The sequence below is a fragment of the Serratia sp. CY29653 genome, assembly GCF_052169255.1.
In the GTDB taxonomy this organism is placed as follows: domain Bacteria; phylum Pseudomonadota; class Gammaproteobacteria; order Enterobacterales; family Enterobacteriaceae; genus Serratia; species Serratia sarumanii.
In genome coordinates this window covers 158,193-180,281 of the sequence record NZ_JBJNLC010000005.1, presented here as the reverse complement: position 1 = coordinate 180,281, position 22,089 = coordinate 158,193, and the positions used below count along the sequence as shown (strand labels likewise).

Below are 22,089 nucleotides of genomic sequence, written 5' to 3'. Positions count from 1 at the left end.
CGCAAACTGAGCGAGTTGTGGCGGCTATTTTGCCGCCAATTGTTCACCTTCGCAATCATAAGGTGTGGTTTAAGTGCATTCTGATATTTCGCTTTTGGGTTGTCGCCGAACGCCGTGCCCGATAACCTCTTCTTAACATATCAATATGACACAAGATCGGGCGAGCGTTTGAGCGAGAAAATCGGCTGGATAGACAATCTGCGGGCGATAGCGTGCATGATGGTGGTGATGATCCACGCCACCACCTATTACGTCACCAACGGCGCGGCGATAGGGCTGCACAACTGGGATATCGCCAACGCGCTGAACTCGCTGTCGCGCGTGTCGGTGCCGCTGTTCTTCATGATTTCCGGCTACCTGTTCTTCGGTGAAAAGAGCGCCGGCCGGCGGCATTTCACCCGTATCGCCTGCTGCATTCTGTTCTACAGCGCCATCGCGCTGATCTATATCGCGGCCTTTACCAAGATCGGCTTCTGGCCGTCGCTGCGTGCCATCCTGCAAAAGCCGGTGTTCTACCACCTGTGGTTTTTCTACGCTATTACGGTGATTTACCTGCTGTCGCCGCTGATCAGCGTCAAGCCGGTGTCGCGCCGTTACCTGGCCGCCGCGCTGGTGGTGTTGGCGGCGATCGCCAACCCGAATACCGACAAGCTGACCTTCGGCAATGCGCACCTGCTGCCGGTTAACCTGTATATCTACGGCGATACCTTCTACTACCTGCTGTATGCACTGGCTGGGCGGGCGATTGGCATGATGGAGGCGCGCGGGCGCGCCGTGGGCTGGCTGGCGGCGCTGGGATTTGCGCTGTGCGTGGCGCTGATCGCGCGCGGCACCAAGCACCAGCTGTTCATCAACGGCAACTTCGCCGATACCTACTACATCTACAGCGGCCCGCTGGTGTTTATGGCGGCGGTGGCGCTGCTGGTGTGGGTGAAACACTGTTTGCCGCAGCCGATCGGCTGGTTGAGCGCGTTCTCCCGCCATTCGCTGGCGATCTACGGTTTTCACGCCCTTATCGTCAACGTGATGCGCAGCCGGCACCTGGATTTCACCGGCCACCCGCTGCTGGATATCTTCTGGGTGTTCGGCGTGGCGCTGGGGCTCAGCCTGCTGCTGTCTGTCGGCCTGCAGCGGCTGGATACCCGCCGGCTGGTGTCATAGCGGCGAGCGCTGGCGCTGCTGGGCGCGGCGCAGCTGCCGCCCGGAAGAAAAGCCGGCCGCCAGCGCGGCCTTCTCCAACCCATATCCTTGCTGCAGGCGCTGTTGCGCCACCGCCAACCGCAGCTGCTCATGATATTCCCGCACGCTGATGCCGACGTGGCTGCGAAACAGCCGCGCCAGGTGGCGGCTGCTGACGTGCGCTTTTTCCGCCACCTGCGGAACCGACCAGTCGGCCTCCGGCTCGGCGGCCATCACGTCCTGCGCGCGGTGTACCGCCGGGTGCAGGTGGTTGCGGTAGCGCAGCCAGGGCGACAGCTGCGGATCGTCCCCGGCGCGGCGGAAATAGACCACCATGTCGCGTGCGACGTCGCGCGCCCGGCCGGAGCCGCAGTGGCGGTGGACCAGGTGCAGCGCCAAATCGATGCCGGTGGTGATGCCCGCGCTGGTGTAGACGCCGCGATCTTCGACGAAGATACGGTTCTCTTTCACCTGCGCAGCCGGCGCCTGCCGGCGGATACGTTCGATGACGTCGTGGTGGGTGGTGCACTGATAGCCGTCGAGCAGCCCGGCCTGCGCCGCCAGCAGCGCGCCGGAACAGATACACACCAGGGTGATGCGCTGCCGCTGCAGATCGGGCCGCAGCGTCGCCAGCCAGCGGCGCGCCTGCTCGGCCTCTTCCCCGGCGAAATAGCGCTGCGAATCGCCGACGCCCGGCAGCACCAGAATGGCGCCGTCTTCCAGGCGTTCGGGCAACGGCTGCAGGCCGCTCAGCGTCATGCCGATGGAGCAGACGATCTGCGGCGCCGGGCTGAGATAACGCAGGCTGAACTGCCCGGCGAGGCGCAGGGTTTCCGCCGGGCCGCTGACGTCCAGCGACAGCACGTTGGGCAACAGCAGAAAATAGACGGCCTGCGACATGGTTACTCCTGTGCGAGTTGCGCCAGCGCCTCATCCACGCTGGCGATGCGGGCGAAACGATCGACCAGTACGGTTTCAGTATGCCGCTTCAGCTGCGCGGGGGTAAAGGTTTCACCGTCGGGATGACGCATCGGGAAGGTCAGCGTCGCCTCGGTGACGAAGGTCACCCGATAACCGAGATCGGACGCTACCCGGGTGGTGGTTTCGCAGCACTGCTCGGTGCGGATGCCGGAGACGATCAGGTGGTTGATATCCCGTTCGCGCAGCCAGGCGTCGAGGCCGGATTCGGTCAGCGCATTGTGCACGTGCTTATGCACGGTGATATCCGCCTGGTGGGTGAGGAACGGCAGGCGCTGCACATGGCCCGAAGCCAGCGAGAACGGCCCCTGCGGCGAAACGTGCAGCACGTCGACCAGCGCTGCGCCGCGTTGTTGGCAGCCCGCGATCAGGCGGGTCAGCGCCTGCTGAAACGCCGGCAGATCGTCCTCCTGCCAGAATGGACGGTGCTGGAATGATTGCTGGACATCGATGATCAATAACGCGCTCTGTGACATTTTCGGCCCTCCGCCTGTGTGTGTAGCGACCATCTTGCGCCGCGCCTTACTCTGGCAGAAGGCCAAAAACGGCCATCATGATGACAACAGCGGACCGACCTTAGGCTTTGCTCACCTGGCCGGCCACCAGACGCCCCTGATGGAAGGTGGCGCTACGCGCCGGCAGGCGGGCGACCGCCTCGGCGGAACAGCTGGCGTTGACCAGCACGAACTCGGCGGCATCGCCGGCTTTTGGCCAGGCGCGCTGGCCCTTATCGTCCAGCGGCAGCACGCCGCCGGTGGAGATGGCCATGGCGCGCGACAGGTGATACTCGTCGGAGCCACGGTACAGCTGGGCGTACAGGTTGGCCTTCTCCAGGATGTCGCCGGTGCCGAACGGCGACCAGTGGTCGATCACGCTGTCGGTGCCGGTCATCACGAACACCCCTTTCTCGCTGAGCTGCGGCAGCGGCATCATCAGGCCGCCGATCGGCACCGTGGAGGCGATGGTGATCTGCTGCGCCGCCAGCCGGGTGGCGGTTTCCGCCAGTTCGCCCGGCGTCAGCGTGGTCAGGGCGAAAGCGTGGCTGATGGTGACCTTGCCGCGCAGCGCCGGGTTTTGCTCCACGGTGGCGATCATGTAGTTGATGGCGGCGACCCCGGCCGGGCTGGTCTCATGCAGGTGGATATCCACGCCTTTGCCGGTATCGAGGGCGATCTGGAACATGGCGTCCAGCGATTGCTCCATCGCGCCGTCGACGTTGGTCGGATCCAGCCCGCCGACGTACTGCACGCCCATCTGCATCGCTTCGCGCATCAGCGCATCGACTTTGGAGTGCAACAGCCCGTGCTGCGGGAAGGCGACGATTTCACAGCTGAAGTCCGCCCGGTGGTTTTCCAGCGCGCGCTGCAGGTGTTCCAGGCTTTTCAGGCCGCTGACCGGATCGATATTGCAGTGGCTGCGCGCCACGGTGCTGCCTTTGGACTGCAGCAGGGCGATCAGATTTTCCGCCCGCTGCTGCGAGGTGGGCAGCAGTTTCGGGATCAGCGTCTGCTCCAGTGCGATCATGTCCATGATGGTCTTGCCCTGGCGCGGGCGCGGCGCCTGCCACGGGCCGCTGTAGAAGGTTTTGTCCAGGTGGATGTGCATGTCGCGAAACGCCGGCAGCAGCAGCTGGCCCTGCGCCTTATAGCGGGGCACGCCGGCGGGCAACGCGGCGTTGGCGGCGTGAATGGCGGCGATCTTGCCGTCTTTGATCTCCAGCGTGTACAGCGCAGTGCGGGTGCCGATCACCGTTTCGCCGTCGTATTCAAAGCCGTCTTCCAGCCGCACCTCGCTCAGGCAGTAGTGGCGATCGGTCAGGGTCATCGGTGCCGGTGCGCACTGCCCGTCGCCCGGTGACGCGGCCTGCGCCATGCCGCCCGTCAGGCCGATCACCGCGCAGGCGGTGGTAAGTTTGCCGGTTTGGCTGAGGAAGGCTCTGCGGCCCGGTTGTTGAGGGTTTTCCACGTTCGGTTCCTTAATCCAGAGGTGAGGGGGTGAAAACATCCCCCAATTTAGGAGAGGAACCGGCCGGTTGGCAGTGACATTTGCCACTGGTGACTATTCGATTTGGTAATGATCGGCGTGTGCTGGTGGGATGGTTCTCCTGGCTTGCTCTTTCGCAGCTTTAATGGCTACATTTGTAGTCATTAAAGCTACATTGAGGCCAGCGTGATGCACGATCCGATGCTCGAATTACTGTTCAGCGAATACCGTAGAAAAGTGCTAAGCCTGCTGTTTATTGAAGCCGGGCAGGCGTTTCATGTGCGAGAAATTGCGCGGCGCACCGCAACTCAGGCCGGGACTTTACATAAAGAGTTGAGCAGGCTGGCTGAAGGCGGCATCTTGCTCAGGCAGCGGCAGGGCAACCAAATTTGCTATCAGGCTAACGCCGATTGCCTGATTTTTCCCGAGTTGGCGGCGATTTTCCGCAAGGCTTGCGGGCCGGCTGCGCGCTTACGGCAGGTACTGACTGGATTTGGGGAAGACATCGAACGGGCTTTCATCTTTGGTTCCGTCGCCAGTGGCAAAGCGACGGCGGCCAGTGATATTGATGTTCTGATCGTCGGTAAACTGTCTTTTGCGGATGTGATTCAGGCGGTTTATCCGCTGCAGGAAACGCTGGGTCGGGAAATTAACCCCAAACTGTACTCGCCGGAAGAGTGGCGAGCGGCTTTGGCCGAGAACTCCGCGTTTATTCAGGACATTATGGATAAACCCCAACTTTGGATTGCGGGAGACAAGGATGACGCTGGACAATCTGGTCGGGCTGGGACTGGAGGTGATAACGCCTGACGCGGGGGCGATTAAAAAATTGCTGGCCGCCGCCGCTCGCAACCGACGCGATGCGGGTATCACTCAGCTCAGCAATGAGAGCCGTTTCGACACGGCATATAAGGCTGTCATGCAAATGGCTAATGCCGCTTTACAAGCCAAAGGATACCGCACGCTGACCAGCAAGCCCGGCCATCACCAGATCATGATCCAATTGTTGCCGCTCACCGTAGGGCTGCCGCGCGAGGAAATGATCTGCCTGGACGCATTGCGAAAGCAGCGCAACGTGGCGGATTACTCCGGCGACTTGGTGACGGACGCGGCGGTACAGGCTTGCCTTGAGCAGACAGAGGCGCTGTGGGGGCGGCTTATCGACTGGCTGCAATGTGAATATCCGCAGATAGTGGCGTAAGCGGCCTCACTTCAACCCGCAAAACACCGCCAGCCGCTGGGCCAGCGCCAGCGTGGCGGCGGGGGCGCCGTCGCGGTAGTAGAGCGCCAGTTCGAAGCTGTCTATCGGCGGCAATCCTTCGGCTTCGCCCAGCACCCGATGCGTGGGCAGACGGCAGCCGGCCGGCAACAGGGTGACGCCTAGCCCGGCGGCGGAAGCGGCGGTCAGCGCCGCCAGACTGGCGCTGCTGTAGCCGATGCGCCAGCGTTTGCCGAGGTTGTCCAGCGCCTGGCACAGCTCGTCGCGGTACAGGCCGCTGAGCGGAAACACCGCCAGCGGCACCGGCGATTGCTCAATGGCCGGGAAGGCCAGGCTGTCCAGCCACAGCAGCGGTTCCGGCCGCGCGGCGCGCGGCGGTTGCCTGCGGCGCTGCTTCACCAGGATCAGATCCAGCTCTTCACGCGCGTAGGCGCTGTGCAGATCGGCGCTCAGGCCGCTGGCGACGTCCAATCGCAGGTGCGGGTGCTCGCGGCTGAAGTCGGCCAGCAGCTCGGTGGTGGGCACGGCGAAATCCTCCGGCATGCCGATCCGCAGCACGCCGTCGCGCCAGATGCCGGTTAGCGCGTCGTGGGCCTCTTCATTCAGCGCGATGATGCGGCGCGCGTAGCTCAACAGCTTGACGCCTTCTTCGGTCAGCAGCACCTGATGCGAGGAGCGCTCAAACAGCGGCTTGCCCAGCATCTCTTCCAGCCGGCGCACCTGCTGGCTAACGGTGGACTGCGACAAAAACACTCGCTCTGCGGCGCGAGTGAAGCTGTTGCTGTCGCATACGGCGACGAAGCTGAGCAGCAGCTGCGGATTGAACATCGGGTAGCGATTCATTTTCCCACTGTTGGCTATTTTATTATTTAATTTCCCAATACTAGCGGCGTTGCCTACAGTAACGCAACGCTGCGGCGATCGCGCTGTGACGCCGCACTCTTCATTTCGCAGTACCAGGAATATACCGTGTTAAATCATTCTGTTAATTCATCCTCTTCGCGCCGCTGGTTCAATCCCTTGTTGCTGGCGCTGGTGTTGATCGGCCTGAACATGCGGCCGCTGTTGACCTCGATTGGCCCGTTGCTGCCGACGCTGCGCCAGGCTACCGGGCTGAGCTTTGGCGGCGCGGCGCTGCTGACCACGCTGCCGGTGCTGATGATGGGCCTGATGGCGTTGGCGGGTGGCGCCATCAACCGGCTGTTCAGCGAACGCAGCGCCGTGGCGTTGAGCCTGTTGGCGATCGGGTTGGGCGCACTTTGGCGCGAGCTGGCCCCCGGCAGCGTGCAGCTGCTGATGAGCGCGGTGCTGGGCGGGCTCGGCATCGGGGTGATCCAGGCGGTGATGCCCGGCATCATCAAGCATCATTTCCTCAAAAGTATGGCACTGGTGGCCGGGCTGTGGTCGGCGGCGCTGATGGGCGGCGGCGGGCTGGGCGCGGCGATCACTCCGTGGCTGATGAGCATAGGGCACGACTGGCACAGCGCGCTGGCCTGGTGGGCGTTACCGGCGCTGGTGGCGCTGCTGGCCTGGAGGCCGGTCAGTCGCGGGCTGTCGCGCCTGGGCGCGGCGGGAGAAAACCGTGGGCCAAGCCTGCTGCGCAACCGGCGCGCCTGGCTGCTCGGCGCCTATTTCGGCCTGATCAACGGCGGCTATACCAGCCTGATCGCCTGGCTGCCACCGTATTACATGCAGCTCGGTTGGCAGCCGCAGGCCAGCGGTTCGCTGCTGGCGCTGATGACCTTCGGCCAGGTGGTGGGCGCGCTGCTGTTGCCGGCGCTGGCGCGCAATCATGACCGGCGGCCGCTGCTGCTGCTGGCGCTGATGATGCAACTGATCGGCTTTATCGGCCTGATTTACCTGCCGCAGACGCTGCCGTGGCTGTGGGTGTTGGTTTCTGGGCTGGGGCTGGGCGGCGCGTTCCCGCTGTGCCTGGTGCTGGCGCTCGATCACCTGCACCAGCCGGCGGCGGCCGGGCGGCTGGTGGCCTTTATGCAGGGCGTCGGCTTCCTGCTGGCGGGCGTGACACCCTACCTCTCCGGCCTGCTGCGCGACTACAGCGGTGGCTTCGTGCTGGACTGGCAGATCCACGCGCTGCTGGTGGTGGTGCTGATCGCCATCACCTGGCGCTTCCACCCGCACAGCTACCGGCGGGCGTTCGCCGAATAATATTTCTGTCATTGCCGCTCCCTATAGTGACGTTGCTTTTACTTCTGGGCGATAACAACGAAAAGGGACAATGACATGCACAACACCAAAACCCGGCTGGCGCTGCTGGTCGGCTGCATGGCGCTGAGCGCCAACCTGTGGGCCGAGGCGCAGCCGGTACCGGCGACGCTGGCGGGGCATGCGCTGCTGCCGGTGAAATCCACCGTTTCCACGCCGAAGGACGCGCCGAGCGATCTGCAGCAGAGCGGTAAGTACACCAGCGGCAAACGCGTCACCGAGCTGGGCAGCGTGGCGGGCAAATCCGCCGATCGCCTGACCGGCCTCGGCCTGCCGATCGACGGCCAGCCGCTGCAGGGCCACTCAGGCATCAAACACATGCCCGACGGCACCTACTGGGTGCTGACCGACAACGGCTTCGGCAGCAAGGCCAACTCGCCGGACGCCATGCTGTATCTCAACCACTACAAGATCGATTTCAAAGACGGCACGGTCGCGCCGCTGAAGACGGTTTTCCTGCACGATCCGGATAAAAAGGTGCCGTTCCACATCATCAACGAGAGCACCGAGCAGCGTTATCTGACCGGCAGCGATTTCGATCCGGAAAGCTTCCAGTTTGCCGACGATGCCTTGTGGATCGGCGAAGAATTCGGGCCTTACCTGATCAAGGCCGACCTGAACGGTAAAGTGCTGGCGGTGTTCGACACCCAGGTGGACGGCAAGGTGGTGAAATCGCCGGACAACCCGACGCTGACCCTGCCGGGCGCGCCGGACGGCAAGCAGAACTTCCAGGTGGCACGCTCCAAAGGCTTTGAAGGCATGGCCGCCTCGCCGGACGGCAGCAAGCTGTATCCGCTGCTGGAAGGGGCGCTGTGGGACGGCGAGCAGTTCGAGAACGTCGGCGGCAAACGCTACCTGCGGGTGCTGGAGTTCGACGTGAAACAGCAGGCCTGGACCGGCCGCAGCTGGCAGTACATGCTGGAAGACAACCAGAATGCCATCGGCGACTTCAACATGATCGACGCCACCCACGGGCTGGTGATCGAGCGCGACAACGGCGAAGGCACGCCGGATAAAGCCTGCGCCGCAGGCGCGCCGACCGACAACTGCTTCAGCCAGATGGCCAAGTTCAAGCGGGTGTATAAAATCGCCTTCTCGGACGCCAACGTCGGCAAACCGGTCGAAAAACTGGGCTATATCGACCTGATGAACATTCAGGATCCGAACAAGCTGGCGCGCAAGCCGCTGAATGACGGCGTGCTGACCTTCCCGTTCTTCACCATCGAGAACGTAGACGTGGTGGACGCCAACCACATCATCGTCGGCAACGACAACAACTTCCCGTTCTCCTCCAGCCGCCAGCCCAATATGGCGGATGACAACGAGTTCATCCTGCTGGACGTGAAGGATTTCCTGAAGTAGTTCTCCTTGGCCGCCGAATCGCCGGCGGCCGCACGATTTCCCGCTTAGCGCAGCGAACAAACTGCGCTATAATCAGCGCCTTGCTTCTTCTCTTCTCCAAGGAAGATCCTCGTCCCCGGTGGGGCGGCCGGACTTCAAATCCGGTTGGGGCCGCCAGCGGTCCTGGGCAGGTTCGACTCCTGTGATCTTCCGCCAAAGGTTGTCCGGGTAGTTCCTGAAAAGTCCATTAAAATGCATAAAATCAATTGATTATATGTTTTTCTTGTCCGCTGGAGTCCGTGTATAACCGTCTGAATCCGAGATAAATGTGTATAATGGTGCGTATAACATTTTTATACACAGAATCCACTTATACACATGCTTCTAACTGACATACAAATTCGACGTTCCAAACCGCAGGAAAAACCCTACACCCTCAACGACGGCCAAGGCCTGTCCCTTCTTATCAATACTGATGGGAGTAAAGGTTGGCGTTTTCGCTATCGCTATGCCGGAAAAGCCAAGCTGATGTCCTTTGGCACCTATCCCTTGGTAACGCTGGCAGACGCGCGAGAAAAGCGTGGGGAGGCCCGTAAGCAGGTTGCGAATGGCATTGATCCAGTAGCCGAGAAAAAGGCGCAAAAGCTCGCTCAGAAGCTTTCTGTCGAGAACTCCTTTGAAGCGATTAGCCGTGAATGGCACACGAACAAGGCTGACCGGTGGACTCTGGCGTACAGAGAAGAAATCATGCGCACCTTTGAGCAGGATGTGTTTCCATATATTGGTCAACGCCCCATTGCCGAAATTAAGCCGTTAGAGCTGCTGGAAGTGCTGCGACGCATTGAGAAGCGTGGGGCATTGGAAAAGACCCGTAAGGTACGCCAGCGCTGCGGAGAGGTCTTCCGCTACGCAATTATTACCGGTAGGGCGGAATATAACCCAGCCCCAGATCTCGCCAGCGCGCTAGCCGTTCCCAAACAAAAGCACCATCCGTTCCTTTCGGCCGAGGAACTACCTTACTTTGTTAAGGATTTGGAAGGATATACCGGTAGCATCATCACGAAGAATGCAGCGAAGATCGTTATGCTGACCGGCGTCCGCACGCAAGAAATGCGTTTTGCTACGTGGGAAGAGATCGATTTTGAGCGTGCCATCTGGGAGATCCCCGCTGAACGCATGAAAATGCGCCGCCCGCACATTGTGCCGCTCTCTACGCAGGTGGTTGAATTGTTTAAACAGCTGCAACCGATCACTGGTCACTATCCTTACATTTTCATTGGACGAAACAACCGTAGAAAGCCTATAAGTAAGGAAAGTGTGAATCAGGTTATAGAGTTGCTGGGATATAAGGGGCGTGCCACCGGTCACGGATTCAGGCATACAATGTCTACTATCCTGCATGAACATGGGTTTGATTCTGCATGGATTGAGATGCAACTTGCTCATGTGGATAAAAATGGTATTCGTGGTACATATAACCACGCACAATACCTTGTAAAACGTAGAGAGATGTTACAGTGGTATAGTGATTTAATATTCTAAGGATGAGGATCTTTGTATGGGTGAGTATTCAAAGTTAGTAGGGGATATAGGAGAGGAGATTGTTTCAAGAATTCTCAGTTTATTAGGATGGGCCAATCATTCTAAAAACAATTATATCGATTGCAATAAAAAGGCACATGCAGTAAAAACGCATGGAATTGATGGGCTTTTTGCTTATGAGTCTCCATTGGAGTCAGGAACAATTGATAATGTTCTTGTTTCATCAAAATTTTCTGCTTCCCCTTACTCGAGAGTTAACTCTACATTCAAAAGTCACTTACAAGACCTAGCTTACGCTTTAGAATGTTATGCTAGATCTCCATTAAAAAAAGAAATAAATGATGGGCTGGGTTTGTCTAGCAGTCTTAGGAAAAATGAAGTTGGTGTATTGTTTTATATTAACAATGATGTTTCGGTGGAAAAACAGGATATCATTAGTCAAGTTAAAAATATCAGGATAAATCCTGAGTTTAAATTTAAAACCATCCATCTTGTGGATAATGCTAGGGCTGCATTTTTATATAACTCTATTAACTATGTTAAAAAGAAATACCCTGATAAGAACGTATATTTCTTTTATCCGCAAACTTCATTGAATTTTACTGGTTTAAATAAGAAATATTATGGAAAAATTCTCCCGGTAGATTACATCTCATCGCCTATTATTCCATTTTTTATTGACAATGGCGGGGATATCCAGCCAACAGTATGCCTCGTAACATCTTTACATTTAACAAAAACAAATGTGGAATACTTGGTTTCCTTTGTACGAGATCTTGTTTCTGATATTACGAAGGATTTATTATTCCTTTTCCCTAATTATAATAAGTTACTGCACGCTGATATGATTAGTAAGATAAATATGGGTATTAGGCAGCGTGAAGATGTTGCTATACAGATTAGAGTAAGAAGCTACTCTGATGATTTTAGAGGAGAAGAGTAATGGATCGTATTTTTTTACCTGTGGGCGATAATTTAAAAGTTTTACTTTCGCAAAGCAAAGTAAGCAAGGTAGAAATAAAGAACATTCTTAGGTCTAGAGGAGTTTTCTGTAGTAGTGATGAAAAAATAAATACAATCCCACTACTGGTTAAGTCGGTAGTAAGCCCGGATGAGTTCATTGAGTTAAAAGAAAATATTAAAACTAAAGAGAATAGCTCAAAAGTTCATATGCGTACCATGGAGTGGAATTCAGAGGAAACGTTAATTGATGCTATTGGTGGATATTTGGATTTTAGTGATATAATTGATGATCCATTTTGTAATTATGAAATAAGTAATATTAACGACTTTTATGTTAAAGATAAGAACAGTGATAAAATAGCTCTCGATTTTGAGATTGTCAGGACAGACCTTACCAATAGCTGGGATGAAACAAAACAACGGTTTACTGGTGTTATTGAATTAGATAAACGATGTGGAGATGATGAGAAATTATTTGTCAATGTATCATTGGGACATACCTCTCATGAAACAAAGTTAATATCAGATAAAATATTGCGCAGGCTTGAAAAGCATTTGAAAGAACATGGGCATATAAAAAGTGATTCTGCGATATCAAAAATACAATTCGATCATTTTGAGAATAAGGAAAGGATAGCCTTCCTAAAGAGTGTGGCTCAGAAACATCTCAATAATGAACTTTATTATGAGAAAATAGTGGATATTGAGTTCTGCCCTGATGAAAGCAAGGAGTTCCCTGAAAGTGTTAAATGGTTAGAGAAGGATATTGAAGAGTTAAAATTAAAGGGTAGTTTAAGTGATTCCATTTTTATTAAAAATGCTGATCTCCATCCAGTATTGAAAGTGTTTAGAGTGGTAGCTAGTTATAAAATTGAAGATATAGATTTTGATGCTACATGTAAAATATCATATGAGTTTCCTGATTTTTCAACAAAAAGGAATGAGGTGGCTGAGTTTTTGGTCGATTTCAAAGCCTTTAATTCAAAGGGAAATGACCAATCTAAAGCTGATGAAATCAAAGCAAAGATACTAAAAATGATCGAAGCTGTAAAAATTAGCGAGTATGATAAGTTCAAGAAGCCTACAATTTAGCCATGTTAGATATCTTTTCGATTTGGGGCTGTGCGCAGCCCTTACCGATTATAAAATTCATTAGAACACGACTGCGCGCAATACTTCCCCCGCCTCGCCTGCGCACTTCATGTGTCGCTTTTCATGCAGTTGCATGAACGGCCGCAGGCCGCGCCAGTACTGGTGCCGCTGGGGATGAAAAGTGCATTTTCTTGCATGCAAAATCATGCACCCTATGCATGCACGCGCAATTTGAGGCTGGCTAGCCAGGAAAAAGGCTGTTTTGGGCGAGGCGAAAGAGAAATGCCCCGCGATGCTGTCGAGAGCGGCGGGGCGGAGTGTGATTAGTGCAGGGGATGATTGCTGTTGTAGCGGCGATAGCGGTTCAACGTCCGTTTCTCCGGTGGTGGCAAGGTGTTCTCATCGACCGGTTGCGCCTGTATCGGCTGGCACAGGATTTTATCGACGCTTTCCACCGTCTTGAATGTGCAAGAACAGGTCAGGCTCTGACATTGGTAATACGCCTCTTTTGTCCGTTCCGTGATATAGCGACTGGTGCGAGTATAGGACGCATGGGTGCACAGCGGGCAGCGCATCATGATTGGGCCCCTTTCTCTTGCAGCAGACGGCGTTTTTCCGCCAGTTCTCTTGCCACTTGCGTCCGGCGCATCGGGCTGCTTTGCAGTTCCGGCAATACGCCGGTTTCTTGCGGTATCGTCAGGCCAATCTCATTCAGCACCGGGTGGTCGATATTTTGCGTAGCCATGGTAGCGCGAATGCGGCCTTGTAGCGTGCCCAGTACCTGTAGCTCAATCATTTTCATCGGATTGTCCGCATAGACGCCGTAAGCCCGTGAAGCCAGTGCGCAAGCCTTGATAACATCAGGGCTGATAAGCGCCTTGCTCAGCGCATCCACGGCCTGATGCATCGCATGGGCAGCAAAGGTCGTGAGGGCGTCTTTGTGCGCGCTCACCACCTTCGGGGCTGTGCCGCCGCAGTTGAGGTGAAGCTGCATTTTGTCCAGCTCCATCTCCTCAATCAGGCCGTCGAACTCTTTCGCCAGCTCCCGCTTGGAAATCCGACTGTGGTGCTGCGCTTGCAGTTCCGGCGTCATTTCTCCGCGCAGTTTGCGAAACAGGGTGCGCCACTGGCTTTCTGCCTCCTGGCTCTGCACTTCGGTGTCTTTCTTCTGTTGATGGCAGCGGGCAATGCCTGTCACGACGTCGGTCAACGCCTGATAGTTTTTGTCGTGGGCGGCGCGAGCGTCACGCAGGGCTTGCAGTTTATCGGTGATGTATTTCGGTAAGGCGGTGCTGCTCATGGTCGTGTCTCCGGTGTCAGTCAATGTGAAGCTATTCTGCTGACCGCCGTACAACATCGCCATTCATCCCGGTTGGACTATCCCCAGGACAACAGCCTTGGGCACTGATGAGAAAACCACCAAGCCGTTTTTAGTTTTACCTAAAACTATTCACTACTGTTCACCCAAAGAAAAAATATAGATAAATCAGTAAATAAGATGGTGAACACTTTTCGCTAAACTCTTCACCCAGTGTTCACCACTGTTCACCCGGCCCAAAACACCCTTTTCCCTGGCTAGCGGTGGTTAGTCTGTTTATACCTATTTATTAGCAATGAATTCATTGTTGAAAACTATGGGCTAATGTTGAGGAAGGGTGAGGAGTAGTGAGGATTGCTGAGCTATTATAATTTGTTGCTTTTATGACCATTTCTTAATGAGCCACACAACAACACCTTGTTGCCACCCCGGTAAATATTCACATAATAGGGCGCTACCGAAGTTCACACAGTCCCGGCCAGCGTTGGCCGGACACAAAGAGGTAGCGTTTTATGTTGACCGTTTCCACCCCCACCCCATCAATCCCGTCGCCGGTTATTCCTGGCAGTTACACCCCGCGCGAGCGCTTTATCCGCCTGCCGGAAGTGCTCTACACCACCGGCCTGTCCCGCTCCACCGTGTACGAGATGATGAGCCGCAAGCAGTTCCCGGCTCAGGTCTCCCTCGGCGGTAAAAACGTCGCCTGGCTGGCCTCCGAGGTCGAGCAGTGGATGGACGAACGTATCGCCAACCGTCACCAGGAGGCCGCCGTATGATGCAGCTAACCTTTGGTCGCCAGCATTTCACCCTCGATGAGCGCGACGCGCTGTTTGTGGCGGAAGCTATCCTGTTGCAGCGTAAAGAGCCTGGCGTTGTCTTGCCGGAGCACCGCAGCGAAAAACACGGCGTTATTCGTCTGGCGAGTCGCCAGGCCGAACCGCGCCTGTTCCGTGCCGGGCCGGTGCCGCTGACCTGCGCCGCCGCTGAGACCCGCAATGACCAGCTTACAGACTGTTGATCACTATGCGATCGATTGAACGTCCGGGGGTGTCTTACGGCTTGCCCCCACGTCCGGCCTTGCGCTATAGTCCTCCCGCTGCCGCAAAATCGGCAGCCGGGCGTGGAAACCCGAGCTTAATCTTGGCGACAAATGAACACGCGCCACGCGTGTTTTTTTATGTCGCAGCCTTAGTGCGCTCATTTTTTGCGCGGTGGATGTTATGCTATCGCAGCAGTCAATCAATGGTGGCTCAGGCGGGGCTGACTTCGGTCAGGCCGGTTCCCAAGGTTGCCGGTATTTCCACCCCCGTCTGGGCTACCACCCATAAGCGTGGAAACTTCGGTGGTAGCGGTAATCCATTAACCTTGGAGGCTGCCACCATGGCTACGACCCTCACCCCAACTCACCCTACATTCTGCTTTCTGTTTGCGGCCGTGCGCCGCTCTGCGCTGACGGCGCCACCGCGTATCGTGCGCACCGTGGCGGATAGCGAACGCAACGCCCGCCGCCTGCTGGTCCGTGATTACGTGTTGTCCTTTGCCGGTCGTCTGCCGGTTAAGGCGGCAGCATGAACACCCTGGCCGACCGCTATTACCGCGACACCCATTATCCTATCCCGCACGCCGATTTTCTGCGTCTCCAGCATGCGCACGCCACCGGCGTGCTGTTCCTCGACCTGCTGGACACCCTCGACCTCGGCGGGCAGCGCCCCGACGCTGAGCAACAGGCATCGTTCGCCTCGGTCATTGCCTTGCTGACCGACCAGCTCGGCCACGTCGTCAACACCTGTGAATCCCAAATCCTTGCCCGCATGGAGGCCACCGCCGCATGAACACTGCATCCTGTTTACCGATTGAAGTCCGTACCGCCGTTTTCCGCCGCGCCGTGGCGCAGGCCTATCTGGATACCTGCGCCTTTTACCAGGTGAGCCTGGGGTACACGCTGGACGAGCTGCAGATGACGATTGCGTTGCGTTTGGAGGGGCACTTTGTGCGTCAGTACGGCGCAGAAGACGGCATGGACATGGCGTGCACCATGCTGAGTGACATGGTGCAGCCGGACGTTCTGGTGGCCGCGCCGCGCCTGACCGCGCTCGGGCAAAAGATGATGGACGAGCTGTGCTGTGAGCGCCTGTCGGCGGCACAGAACGCCACCGTACACTGAGGAGAGAAAGGATGAGCGCCCACTTCGTTTCCCAGACTGTACGCACCGCCACCGGCCAGTGGCCGGTGATACTCCCGGCGCTCGGCATCGCCTTGCAGCCGAACGGCAAGCCGCAGCCGTGCCCAACCTGCGGCGGTAAAGACCGCTTCCGTTTCGACAACCAAGACGGGCGCGGCACCTGGTTCTGCAATCAGTGCGGGGCTGGTGACGGCCTCAACCTGGTGGAAAAGGCCCTGTCGCTGTCTGCCAGGGCCGCTGCCGAACAGGTGGCTGCCGTGATGGGGGAGAACACCAACGCTCTGCCACCGGCCGCTGAGACCGGCCATGCCTCACAGAAGGTCGGGGGGCAAGACAAGGCTGAGGCCCAGCGCAAAGCCGCGCGACAGGCACAGGCTCTGGTGGCTGCCGCTCAGTGCAAAAGCGGCAACGCCTACCTGAGCGCCAAGGGCTGGCCGGAGGTGGACACCCTGACCTTGCAGGGCCAGCCGCTGCGCGTTGGCGGTATCACCTACCAGCCCGGCGACCTGCTGTTGCCGCTGTACAATGCCGGGGGCGAGGTGGTCAACGTGCAGCTGATTAACGCCAGCGGCGACAAACGCATGTTGGCAGGCGGGCAGGTGAAAGCCGCCTGCCACACCCTCTGCGGCCCGGACAACGCGGTTATCTGGCTCACCGAAGGCTATGCCACCGGCCTCACCGTGCACCGCCTGACCGGCGAAACGGTGTGCGTGGCACTGAGCGCCAACAACCTGGCGGCGGTGGCGCAGCACCTGCGCAGCCACTATCCGGATGCGCGGCTGCTGCTGGCGGCCGATAATGACCGCAGCGGTACCGGGCAGACCCGCGCCGCCGAGGCGGCCACACTCACCGGCGGCACTCCGGCACTGCCGCCCACGGAAGGTGACTGGAACGATGTCTACTGTCAGCAGGGCGCAGAAGCCACGCGCGCGCAGCTCCAGGCGTTCAGCCAGCCACCGGAGCCGAGCCCGTTCGACACGCTGAGTGATGCCGATTTAAAAGCCATGAGCGCCAGCGAGAAGGCCGAACTGCTGGCCGAACATTACGGCAACACCCTGGCGGTGCCACCGGTGGGGGAAGAGCTGTGCCGCTATACGCGCGGCGCCTGGCAGGTGCTGCCGCACCGGCAGCTGAGCCGAGAGATTGCTGCGCTGTTCCAGAAGGTGCGTGCACCGTTCTCTGCCGCCGGTATCAACAGCATTTTGGACACCCTCAAGCTGATGGTGCCGCAGATGGGCGACCCGGCCCGCCGGTTGATTGGTTTTCGTAACGGGGTGTTTGATACCGTGAGCGGGCAGTTCAGCGCCCACCGGCAAGAGCACTGGCTGCGCACCGTCAACAGCGTGGACTACACGCCGCCGCGTGCCGGGGAGAACCTGGCCGACCATGCGCCGCACTTCTGGCAGTGGCTGACGCGGGCCGCCGGGGGCAATCACGACAAGCAAGAACGTATCCTCGCGGCACTCTTTATGGTGCTGGCCAACCGCTACGACTGGCAGCTGTTCCTTGAAGTGACCGGCCCCGGCGGCAGCGGCAAAAGCGTGATGGCGGCCATCGCCCGGTTGTTGGCAGGAGCCGACAACACCACCTCCGCCACCATCGACAACCTGGAGTCGGCGCGCGAGCGTGCCAGCGTGGTCGGCTTCTCGCTGATTATTCTGCCCGACCAGGAGAAGTGGAGCGGTGACGGGGCCGGTATCAAGGCCATCACCGGCGGCGATGCGGTCGCCATCGACCCGAAATACCGCGACGCCTACGCGGCGCACATTCCTGCGGTGATTTTGGCAGTCAACAACAACCCCATGCAGTTCAGCGACCGCAGCGGCGGCATCTCGCGCCGCCGGGTTATTTTGCCGTTCCCGGAGGCTATCGCCCCCGAAGAGCGTGATCCGCTGCTGCTGGCGAAGATCACCGAAGAGCTGGCGGTTATCGTGCGTCACCTGATGCAACGTTTTGCCAACCCGAATGACGCGCGTGCACTGCTCCAGGCGCAGCAAAGTTCGGCGGAAGCCCTGGAAATCAAACGGCATGCCGATCCGCTGGTTGATTTTTGCGGTTATTTATTGGCAGAGAGTACAGCTAACGGGCTACATATGGGTAATGCCAACATTATCCCTGCCAACCCGCGGAAGTATCTATATCACGCTTACTTGTCGTTCATGGAGGCACGCGGCCATCAAAAACCAATGAGCTTAACCGCTTTTGGTCGAGCGATACCGCAAACCCTACTTGAGTATGAGATCACATTGCTGAAGCGGAAAACCAATCTTGGGATACAGACCAATCTGGTACTGAATGATGAGTGTGAAGCGGACTGGTTGCCTAAGTGTGAAGCGTAGCAATGCCCTGCGGTCACGATCGGCCGTGCCGATCAATAGGCCTTTATTGATCTGCCGAACCCATTGGACGCTCAATAGCCATACCGCCTATAGTGGCGATGAATACCACTGCAACACCAGGGCATCACATTAGCCGTCAAACGGCGGGTATCACAACGACAAGCGCTCCCCAAACCGGCTCAGGCCGGTTTTTTTGTACCTATGGATTAACTCTTCACGCAAAAGTGAACAGTAGTGACCAGTTAACCTATAACTAATCACTGTTTATCTTTATGATATTTATATCTTTTTAATAAAAGTGAACAGTGTGAACAGTTTTCCTATAAATCTTTTTTGTAAGTGGAGTAAGCGCCGGTATTGTCTGTAATTTAAACAACTCTGAATGTAGCGGTAGCAAACATGTATATGTGTGTGTATATTTCGACTGGGCAATATAAAATTATTTTATTTAAAACAATGTGTTATGTTGATTCTTGCACTCCTGTGATCTTCCGCCATTCGAGTACTTCTGTTATGGATATGGCGCTAAGTGGGATGATAAGGAGCTTAAGAAAGGTGTCAGGGAGATACCCGCCGAACGCACGAAAGTGCGTAGATTTCATATCGTGCCTCTTTCCGTCCACGCTATAGAACTCTTAAGTAACTCAAATCCGTTACTGGTTATTATTCCTATATTTTTATGAGCGGAAACAACCATAGCAAATCAACCTCTAAAGAAAGTGTTTTATAGGTCATTGAGTTAATTAGTTACAAAGAAAGACCTTGCTACACTCATGGGTTTCAGGCATACAATGTTGACAACTATTCATGAGCAGGATTTTGATAGCACATGTCTATAAAAATAACATTCTCGCGAAGTCTATAATCATGCTAACTACCTTGAAGCGCGAAAAAAAGATGTAGTGGTAAGCAGACATTTTGTTTAAGGAATGGTTATATGGATAATATTAAAGCTCATATCAATCAGATAATTAAGGCTAATGAAGATGAATCATTGGCAATATTTGTGGGTGCAGGTGTTTCAAAATCTTCTGAGAGCGGAAGTATTAAGATGCCAGCTTGGTCAGATCTTATTTCCTGCTTGCTCAAAGATTTAAATATCAAAAGCGAGAGTGATTATTTAAAAATTGCACAACTATACTATTTAACTTTTAAAGAATATAATTACTACAAAAAGATAAAACAATTCTTTCCTGACAATGTTCCCTATACAAAGATACATGAGACAATTTTTGAAATTAACCCGCATGTAATTATAACAACGAACTGGGATGATATACTTGAGTCGGCCGTTTACGATAAGAGCTATTTTTATAGTGTGGTTGCAAGCGATAAAGATTTGATGAAATCCTCTCTCGATAAAAAAGTCGTAAAAATGCACGGTGATTTTAAAAACCATAATATTGTCTTCAAGGAAGATGACTATATAAATTACAGTATGAATTTTCCATTAATCGAGAACTACATCAAAAGTATAATATCAACACACACCGTACTGTTTATTGGTTACTCGTATAATGATATTGATTTGAAGCAGGTAATTAAGTGGGCTCAGAATCATTCGGACGTCAGGCCCCCCATGTTTTTAGTTACATTCGACGAAACACCATCCGAAATAAAATACTTAGAAAATCATGGAATAACAACATTAGTGATCACTGATGAGTACTACAAAAAATTTGATAATGCTTATTCTAATAAGCTCTATACCTTTTTATTAAACATTAAAAAACCAGAGCTTTTAAAAATAAATGATGATGCGGATTTAATAGAAGGTATTAATGATAAATTAAGAAATTTAGATACAATAGATTCCATACTTTCTGATCAGATAGTCGACACGCTGACAAACTGTCATCTGATTTATTTATTTCATGATGATGAAGAGAGAGCTTTCCTAGAATTCTATACGGATGAGGTCACGTCTGGGGATAACAATAATGAATTGCGAACGTATTACGAAGAGTTCGTTAATATCTTAAGAAGTGAAGCAAGAATAGAGTGCAACCGCCAAGCACTTGAGGAAATGTTTAAAATTTTATACAAAGCGGATATTTATGGTGTAATATTAAGTAAGGATAAAGGTGATGCCATTTTAATCAATGAAATATTAAATGATTGCTATGTGAAAAATATCGAGTCGGATATCAATTTTGAATTTAATACAGATACATTTTCATTATCATCTACATCTAATTTAGATAGAAAGAAATCTTATTTGTTATATCATCTTGGTCAATATGAGCAGGCTTACAATCTGATTGAGAGAAGTGTTTACTCATGTCTAAAAAATAAAGACTATACTGGCCTTTTTATCTCTCTTTTGAACAAAGTGCTTATACTCAATAGATTAAAATATAATTTTAATTCTGATCGAGAACACTACAATCACATAGAAGAACCAAAAATAAAAGAGCTTTATGAGTCATTGCCTAGGGTAATTAAAAATAAAAACTCAGCCATATATGACTTAGTAACTTTCAACTACCTAAGTAGAATGAGTTATGAAGCAAGTAAGCTGTTGACAAAATATCAGGATGCAAATAAAACTAAGACAATTTTCCTTATGGACAATGAAAAGTTCAAGGGTTCATTTGTACTAAAAAACCTGATAAATTTTAGCAGCATTAATGGTTGTCTGATAGATGCTTATTTAGACTTTAAACATCTTGTTAGAAAATTGCTTGAGGTTAAAATAGCTAATGATTCAAAAAATGGTTTTATTGAATTAAGTAAGGTAGAAATTTACGCATGCATTAGATATCTTGATATTAAGACGCTAAGGATAATATTCAAAAGGGAAGATAAGAGTTGGTTTATGTTCAAGACAGACGAAACCTCACTCAATTGGCTGGTTTGTTCATCTTTAACAAACATAAAGAATATGTATGTGTCGAGCAAAATAAAACCCAATATTTTTGAAGGCGAGATGCTTAATGTTTTCTTCATGATTTCTCATTTTTCATTATCAGATAAGCAAGAGGTAAAAGTTTTAGAGCAGCTTGATATCATATTGAAATCATCTCTACACAACATATCATTCTATGACTCTCTAATAGAGTACTTAACCATTCGGTTTAATAATTCAAAAGCCTCCTTACCTCCAAATCAAGTTAAATCAATATTGGATGGTATTATAGATAAAATAACAATGTCTTCTGGTTACCATGAAAAGTTAGCCATTACTCAGTTTGGAAATCAGAATATATACAGTATTTTAAATGCTATTGGCATCGTATACGATGATGATTCAAGAATTGACGCTATCCTTTCAACTTTAAATGATTACCCTATTAGTGAAAGAATAAAATCAGCTAAAACAATAATGTATGGTTTATTTAGAATAACTCAGGGAAAAAACAATAAAAAAATTAAAAAGGCAATGTTAGATGTAATTGGAAGCGCTGATTCCAAAAATGTTATGCTTAGCTATGAATTGTTTTTGGTGGCTATTGATATTTTGCGCGCAAGACAAGAGTTACCCTCCGATATTGAGTTTTTGATTGAATCAATCGATAAGAAAATTACTTATTCTACTGAAGTGTTAGGGTTACAAGAACTACTCAATCATATTGTGAAAAAAAGAGGTTTAAAGGATTTCTCTAAAGCGCTAAGGAAGATAAAAAAAATAACGTCACGCTTTAATCACTTATCTTCCGCCAATCCCTGATCATTTTCCTATGCTGAACGATACGGCTATCTTTAATGCAATGAGCAAGCTCGGCCG

At 53.4% G+C, this 22,089-nt stretch carries 21 protein-coding genes and 1 tRNA gene; 16 read left to right on the top strand and 6 right to left on the bottom strand.

The features are described from left to right. Positions 1–168: 168 nt before the first annotated feature. Entirely contained in the window at positions 169–1,161 is a 993-nt protein-coding gene (locus ACJ8HN_RS20590) for an acyltransferase (RefSeq protein ID WP_060439315.1), read from the top strand. On the opposite strand, the gene ACJ8HN_RS20585 is transcribed toward ACJ8HN_RS20590, so the two are convergent. The 3 genes from ACJ8HN_RS20585 to ACJ8HN_RS20575 all read right to left on the bottom strand — a co-directional run bounded on the left by ACJ8HN_RS20585 (position 1,156) and on the right by ACJ8HN_RS20575 (position 4,122). Continuing rightward, positions 1,156–2,079 carry a GlxA family transcriptional regulator gene (locus tag ACJ8HN_RS20585; RefSeq protein ID WP_049202579.1) on the bottom strand — a complete coding sequence of 308 codons (924 nt, stop codon included), beginning with the start codon at positions 2,077–2,079 and terminating at the stop codon, positions 1,156–1,158. The genes ACJ8HN_RS20590 and ACJ8HN_RS20585 overlap by 6 nt on opposite strands. 2 nt (positions 2,080–2,081) lie before the next feature. Beyond that, a complete protein-coding gene (locus ACJ8HN_RS20580; RefSeq protein ID WP_033636578.1) occupies positions 2,082–2,633 on the bottom strand; it encodes an isochorismatase family protein in 552 nt (183 codons plus the stop codon). A gap of 100 nt (positions 2,634–2,733) precedes the next feature. After that, a complete protein-coding gene (locus ACJ8HN_RS20575) occupies positions 2,734–4,122 on the bottom strand; it encodes an amidohydrolase family protein (RefSeq protein ID WP_041037271.1) in 1,389 nt (462 codons plus the stop codon). A 207-nt stretch (positions 4,123–4,329) separates the two neighbouring features. Between ACJ8HN_RS20575 and ACJ8HN_RS20570 the strand changes: the two genes are divergently transcribed. Then, entirely contained in the window at positions 4,330–4,950 is a 621-nt protein-coding gene (locus tag ACJ8HN_RS20570) for a nucleotidyltransferase domain-containing protein (protein WP_041037269.1), read from the top strand. After that, the gene (locus tag ACJ8HN_RS20565) at positions 4,901–5,341 is read left to right on the top strand and encodes a DNA-binding protein (RefSeq protein ID WP_442523881.1); all 441 of its coding nucleotides are present in this window, start codon (positions 4,901–4,903) and stop codon (positions 5,339–5,341) included. The genes ACJ8HN_RS20570 and ACJ8HN_RS20565 overlap by 50 nt, the downstream gene beginning before the upstream one ends. Positions 5,342–5,347: 6 nt before the next feature. On the opposite strand, the gene ACJ8HN_RS20560 is transcribed toward ACJ8HN_RS20565, so the two are convergent. Beyond that, positions 5,348–6,202, bottom strand: a complete 855-nt coding sequence (locus ACJ8HN_RS20560; protein ID WP_041037265.1) for a LysR family transcriptional regulator — start codon at positions 6,200–6,202, stop codon at positions 5,348–5,350. A 126-nt stretch (positions 6,203–6,328) separates the two neighbouring features. Here ACJ8HN_RS20560 and ACJ8HN_RS20555 point away from each other — a divergent pair, with 126 nt between their 5' ends. The 6 genes from ACJ8HN_RS20555 to gapS4b all read left to right on the top strand — a co-directional run bounded on the left by ACJ8HN_RS20555 (position 6,329) and on the right by gapS4b (position 12,523). Beyond that, complete coding sequence (locus ACJ8HN_RS20555; protein ID WP_075205652.1) at positions 6,329–7,528, top strand: cyanate transporter; 1,200 nt, start codon at positions 6,329–6,331, stop codon at positions 7,526–7,528. A 75-nt stretch (positions 7,529–7,603) separates the two neighbouring features. Then, positions 7,604–8,947 (top strand): esterase-like activity of phytase family protein, encoded by a 1,344-nt coding sequence (locus ACJ8HN_RS20550; RefSeq protein WP_442523879.1) that lies wholly within the window; start codon positions 7,604–7,606, stop codon positions 8,945–8,947. 100 nt (positions 8,948–9,047) lie between these two features. Beyond that, positions 9,048–9,142: transfer RNA gene (locus ACJ8HN_RS20545), tRNA-Sec, on the top strand. Between the two features lie 162 nt (positions 9,143–9,304). Next, the gene (locus ACJ8HN_RS20540) at positions 9,305–10,468 is read left to right on the top strand and encodes a tyrosine-type recombinase/integrase (protein ID WP_208061018.1); all 1,164 of its coding nucleotides are present in this window, start codon (positions 9,305–9,307) and stop codon (positions 10,466–10,468) included. 16 nt (positions 10,469–10,484) lie between these two features. After that, positions 10,485–11,411, top strand: coding sequence for a GapS4a family protein (gene gapS4a / locus ACJ8HN_RS20535; protein ID WP_442523878.1), 927 nt, complete (start codon positions 10,485–10,487; stop codon positions 11,409–11,411). After that, positions 11,411–12,523: a GapS4b family protein gene (gene gapS4b, locus ACJ8HN_RS20530; RefSeq protein WP_442523877.1), complete on the top strand. Its 1,113-nt coding sequence runs from the start codon at positions 11,411–11,413 to the stop codon at positions 12,521–12,523. The genes gapS4a and gapS4b overlap by 1 nt, the downstream gene beginning before the upstream one ends. A 323-nt stretch (positions 12,524–12,846) precedes the next feature. Here the strand turns inward: gapS4b and ACJ8HN_RS20525 are convergent, their stop codons facing one another. Continuing rightward, on the bottom strand, positions 12,847–13,101 hold the full coding sequence (locus ACJ8HN_RS20525) for an ogr/Delta-like zinc finger family protein (RefSeq protein WP_016929806.1): 255 nt from the start codon (positions 13,099–13,101) through the stop codon (positions 12,847–12,849). After that, positions 13,098–13,823, bottom strand: coding sequence for an NAD-dependent aldehyde dehydrogenase (locus ACJ8HN_RS20520; RefSeq protein WP_442523875.1), 726 nt, complete (start codon positions 13,821–13,823; stop codon positions 13,098–13,100). The genes ACJ8HN_RS20525 and ACJ8HN_RS20520 overlap by 4 nt, the downstream gene beginning before the upstream one ends. A 530-nt stretch (positions 13,824–14,353) precedes the next feature. Between ACJ8HN_RS20520 and ACJ8HN_RS20515 the strand changes: the two genes are divergently transcribed. From ACJ8HN_RS20515 to ACJ8HN_RS20485, 7 genes are all read left to right on the top strand, one after another. Beyond that, positions 14,354–14,617 carry a helix-turn-helix transcriptional regulator gene (locus tag ACJ8HN_RS20515; protein WP_442523874.1) on the top strand — a complete coding sequence of 88 codons (264 nt, stop codon included), beginning with the start codon at positions 14,354–14,356 and terminating at the stop codon, positions 14,615–14,617. Next, on the top strand, positions 14,614–14,859 hold the full coding sequence (locus ACJ8HN_RS20510) for a hypothetical protein (RefSeq protein ID WP_044030641.1): 246 nt from the start codon (positions 14,614–14,616) through the stop codon (positions 14,857–14,859). Before ACJ8HN_RS20515 ends, ACJ8HN_RS20510 begins: the two co-directional genes overlap by 4 nt. A 5-nt stretch (positions 14,860–14,864) precedes the next feature. Beyond that, positions 14,865–15,413 carry a host cell division inhibitor Icd-like protein gene (locus tag ACJ8HN_RS20505; protein ID WP_442523873.1) on the top strand — a complete coding sequence of 183 codons (549 nt, stop codon included), beginning with the start codon at positions 14,865–14,867 and terminating at the stop codon, positions 15,411–15,413. Beyond that, complete coding sequence (locus ACJ8HN_RS20500; RefSeq protein ID WP_033638781.1) at positions 15,410–15,673, top strand: hypothetical protein; 264 nt, start codon at positions 15,410–15,412, stop codon at positions 15,671–15,673. Before ACJ8HN_RS20505 ends, ACJ8HN_RS20500 begins: the two co-directional genes overlap by 4 nt. Next, positions 15,670–16,005 carry a DUF5375 family protein gene (locus ACJ8HN_RS20495; RefSeq protein ID WP_442523871.1) on the top strand — a complete coding sequence of 112 codons (336 nt, stop codon included), beginning with the start codon at positions 15,670–15,672 and terminating at the stop codon, positions 16,003–16,005. Before ACJ8HN_RS20500 ends, ACJ8HN_RS20495 begins: the two co-directional genes overlap by 4 nt. 11 nt (positions 16,006–16,016) lie before the next feature. Next, entirely contained in the window at positions 16,017–18,362 is a 2,346-nt protein-coding gene (locus ACJ8HN_RS20490; RefSeq protein ID WP_442523870.1) for a primase-helicase zinc-binding domain-containing protein, read from the top strand. A gap of 937 nt (positions 18,363–19,299) precedes the next feature. Continuing rightward, positions 19,300–22,032, top strand: a complete 2,733-nt coding sequence (locus ACJ8HN_RS20485; protein ID WP_442523869.1) for an SIR2 family protein — start codon at positions 19,300–19,302, stop codon at positions 22,030–22,032. Positions 22,033–22,089 lie beyond the last annotated feature (57 nt).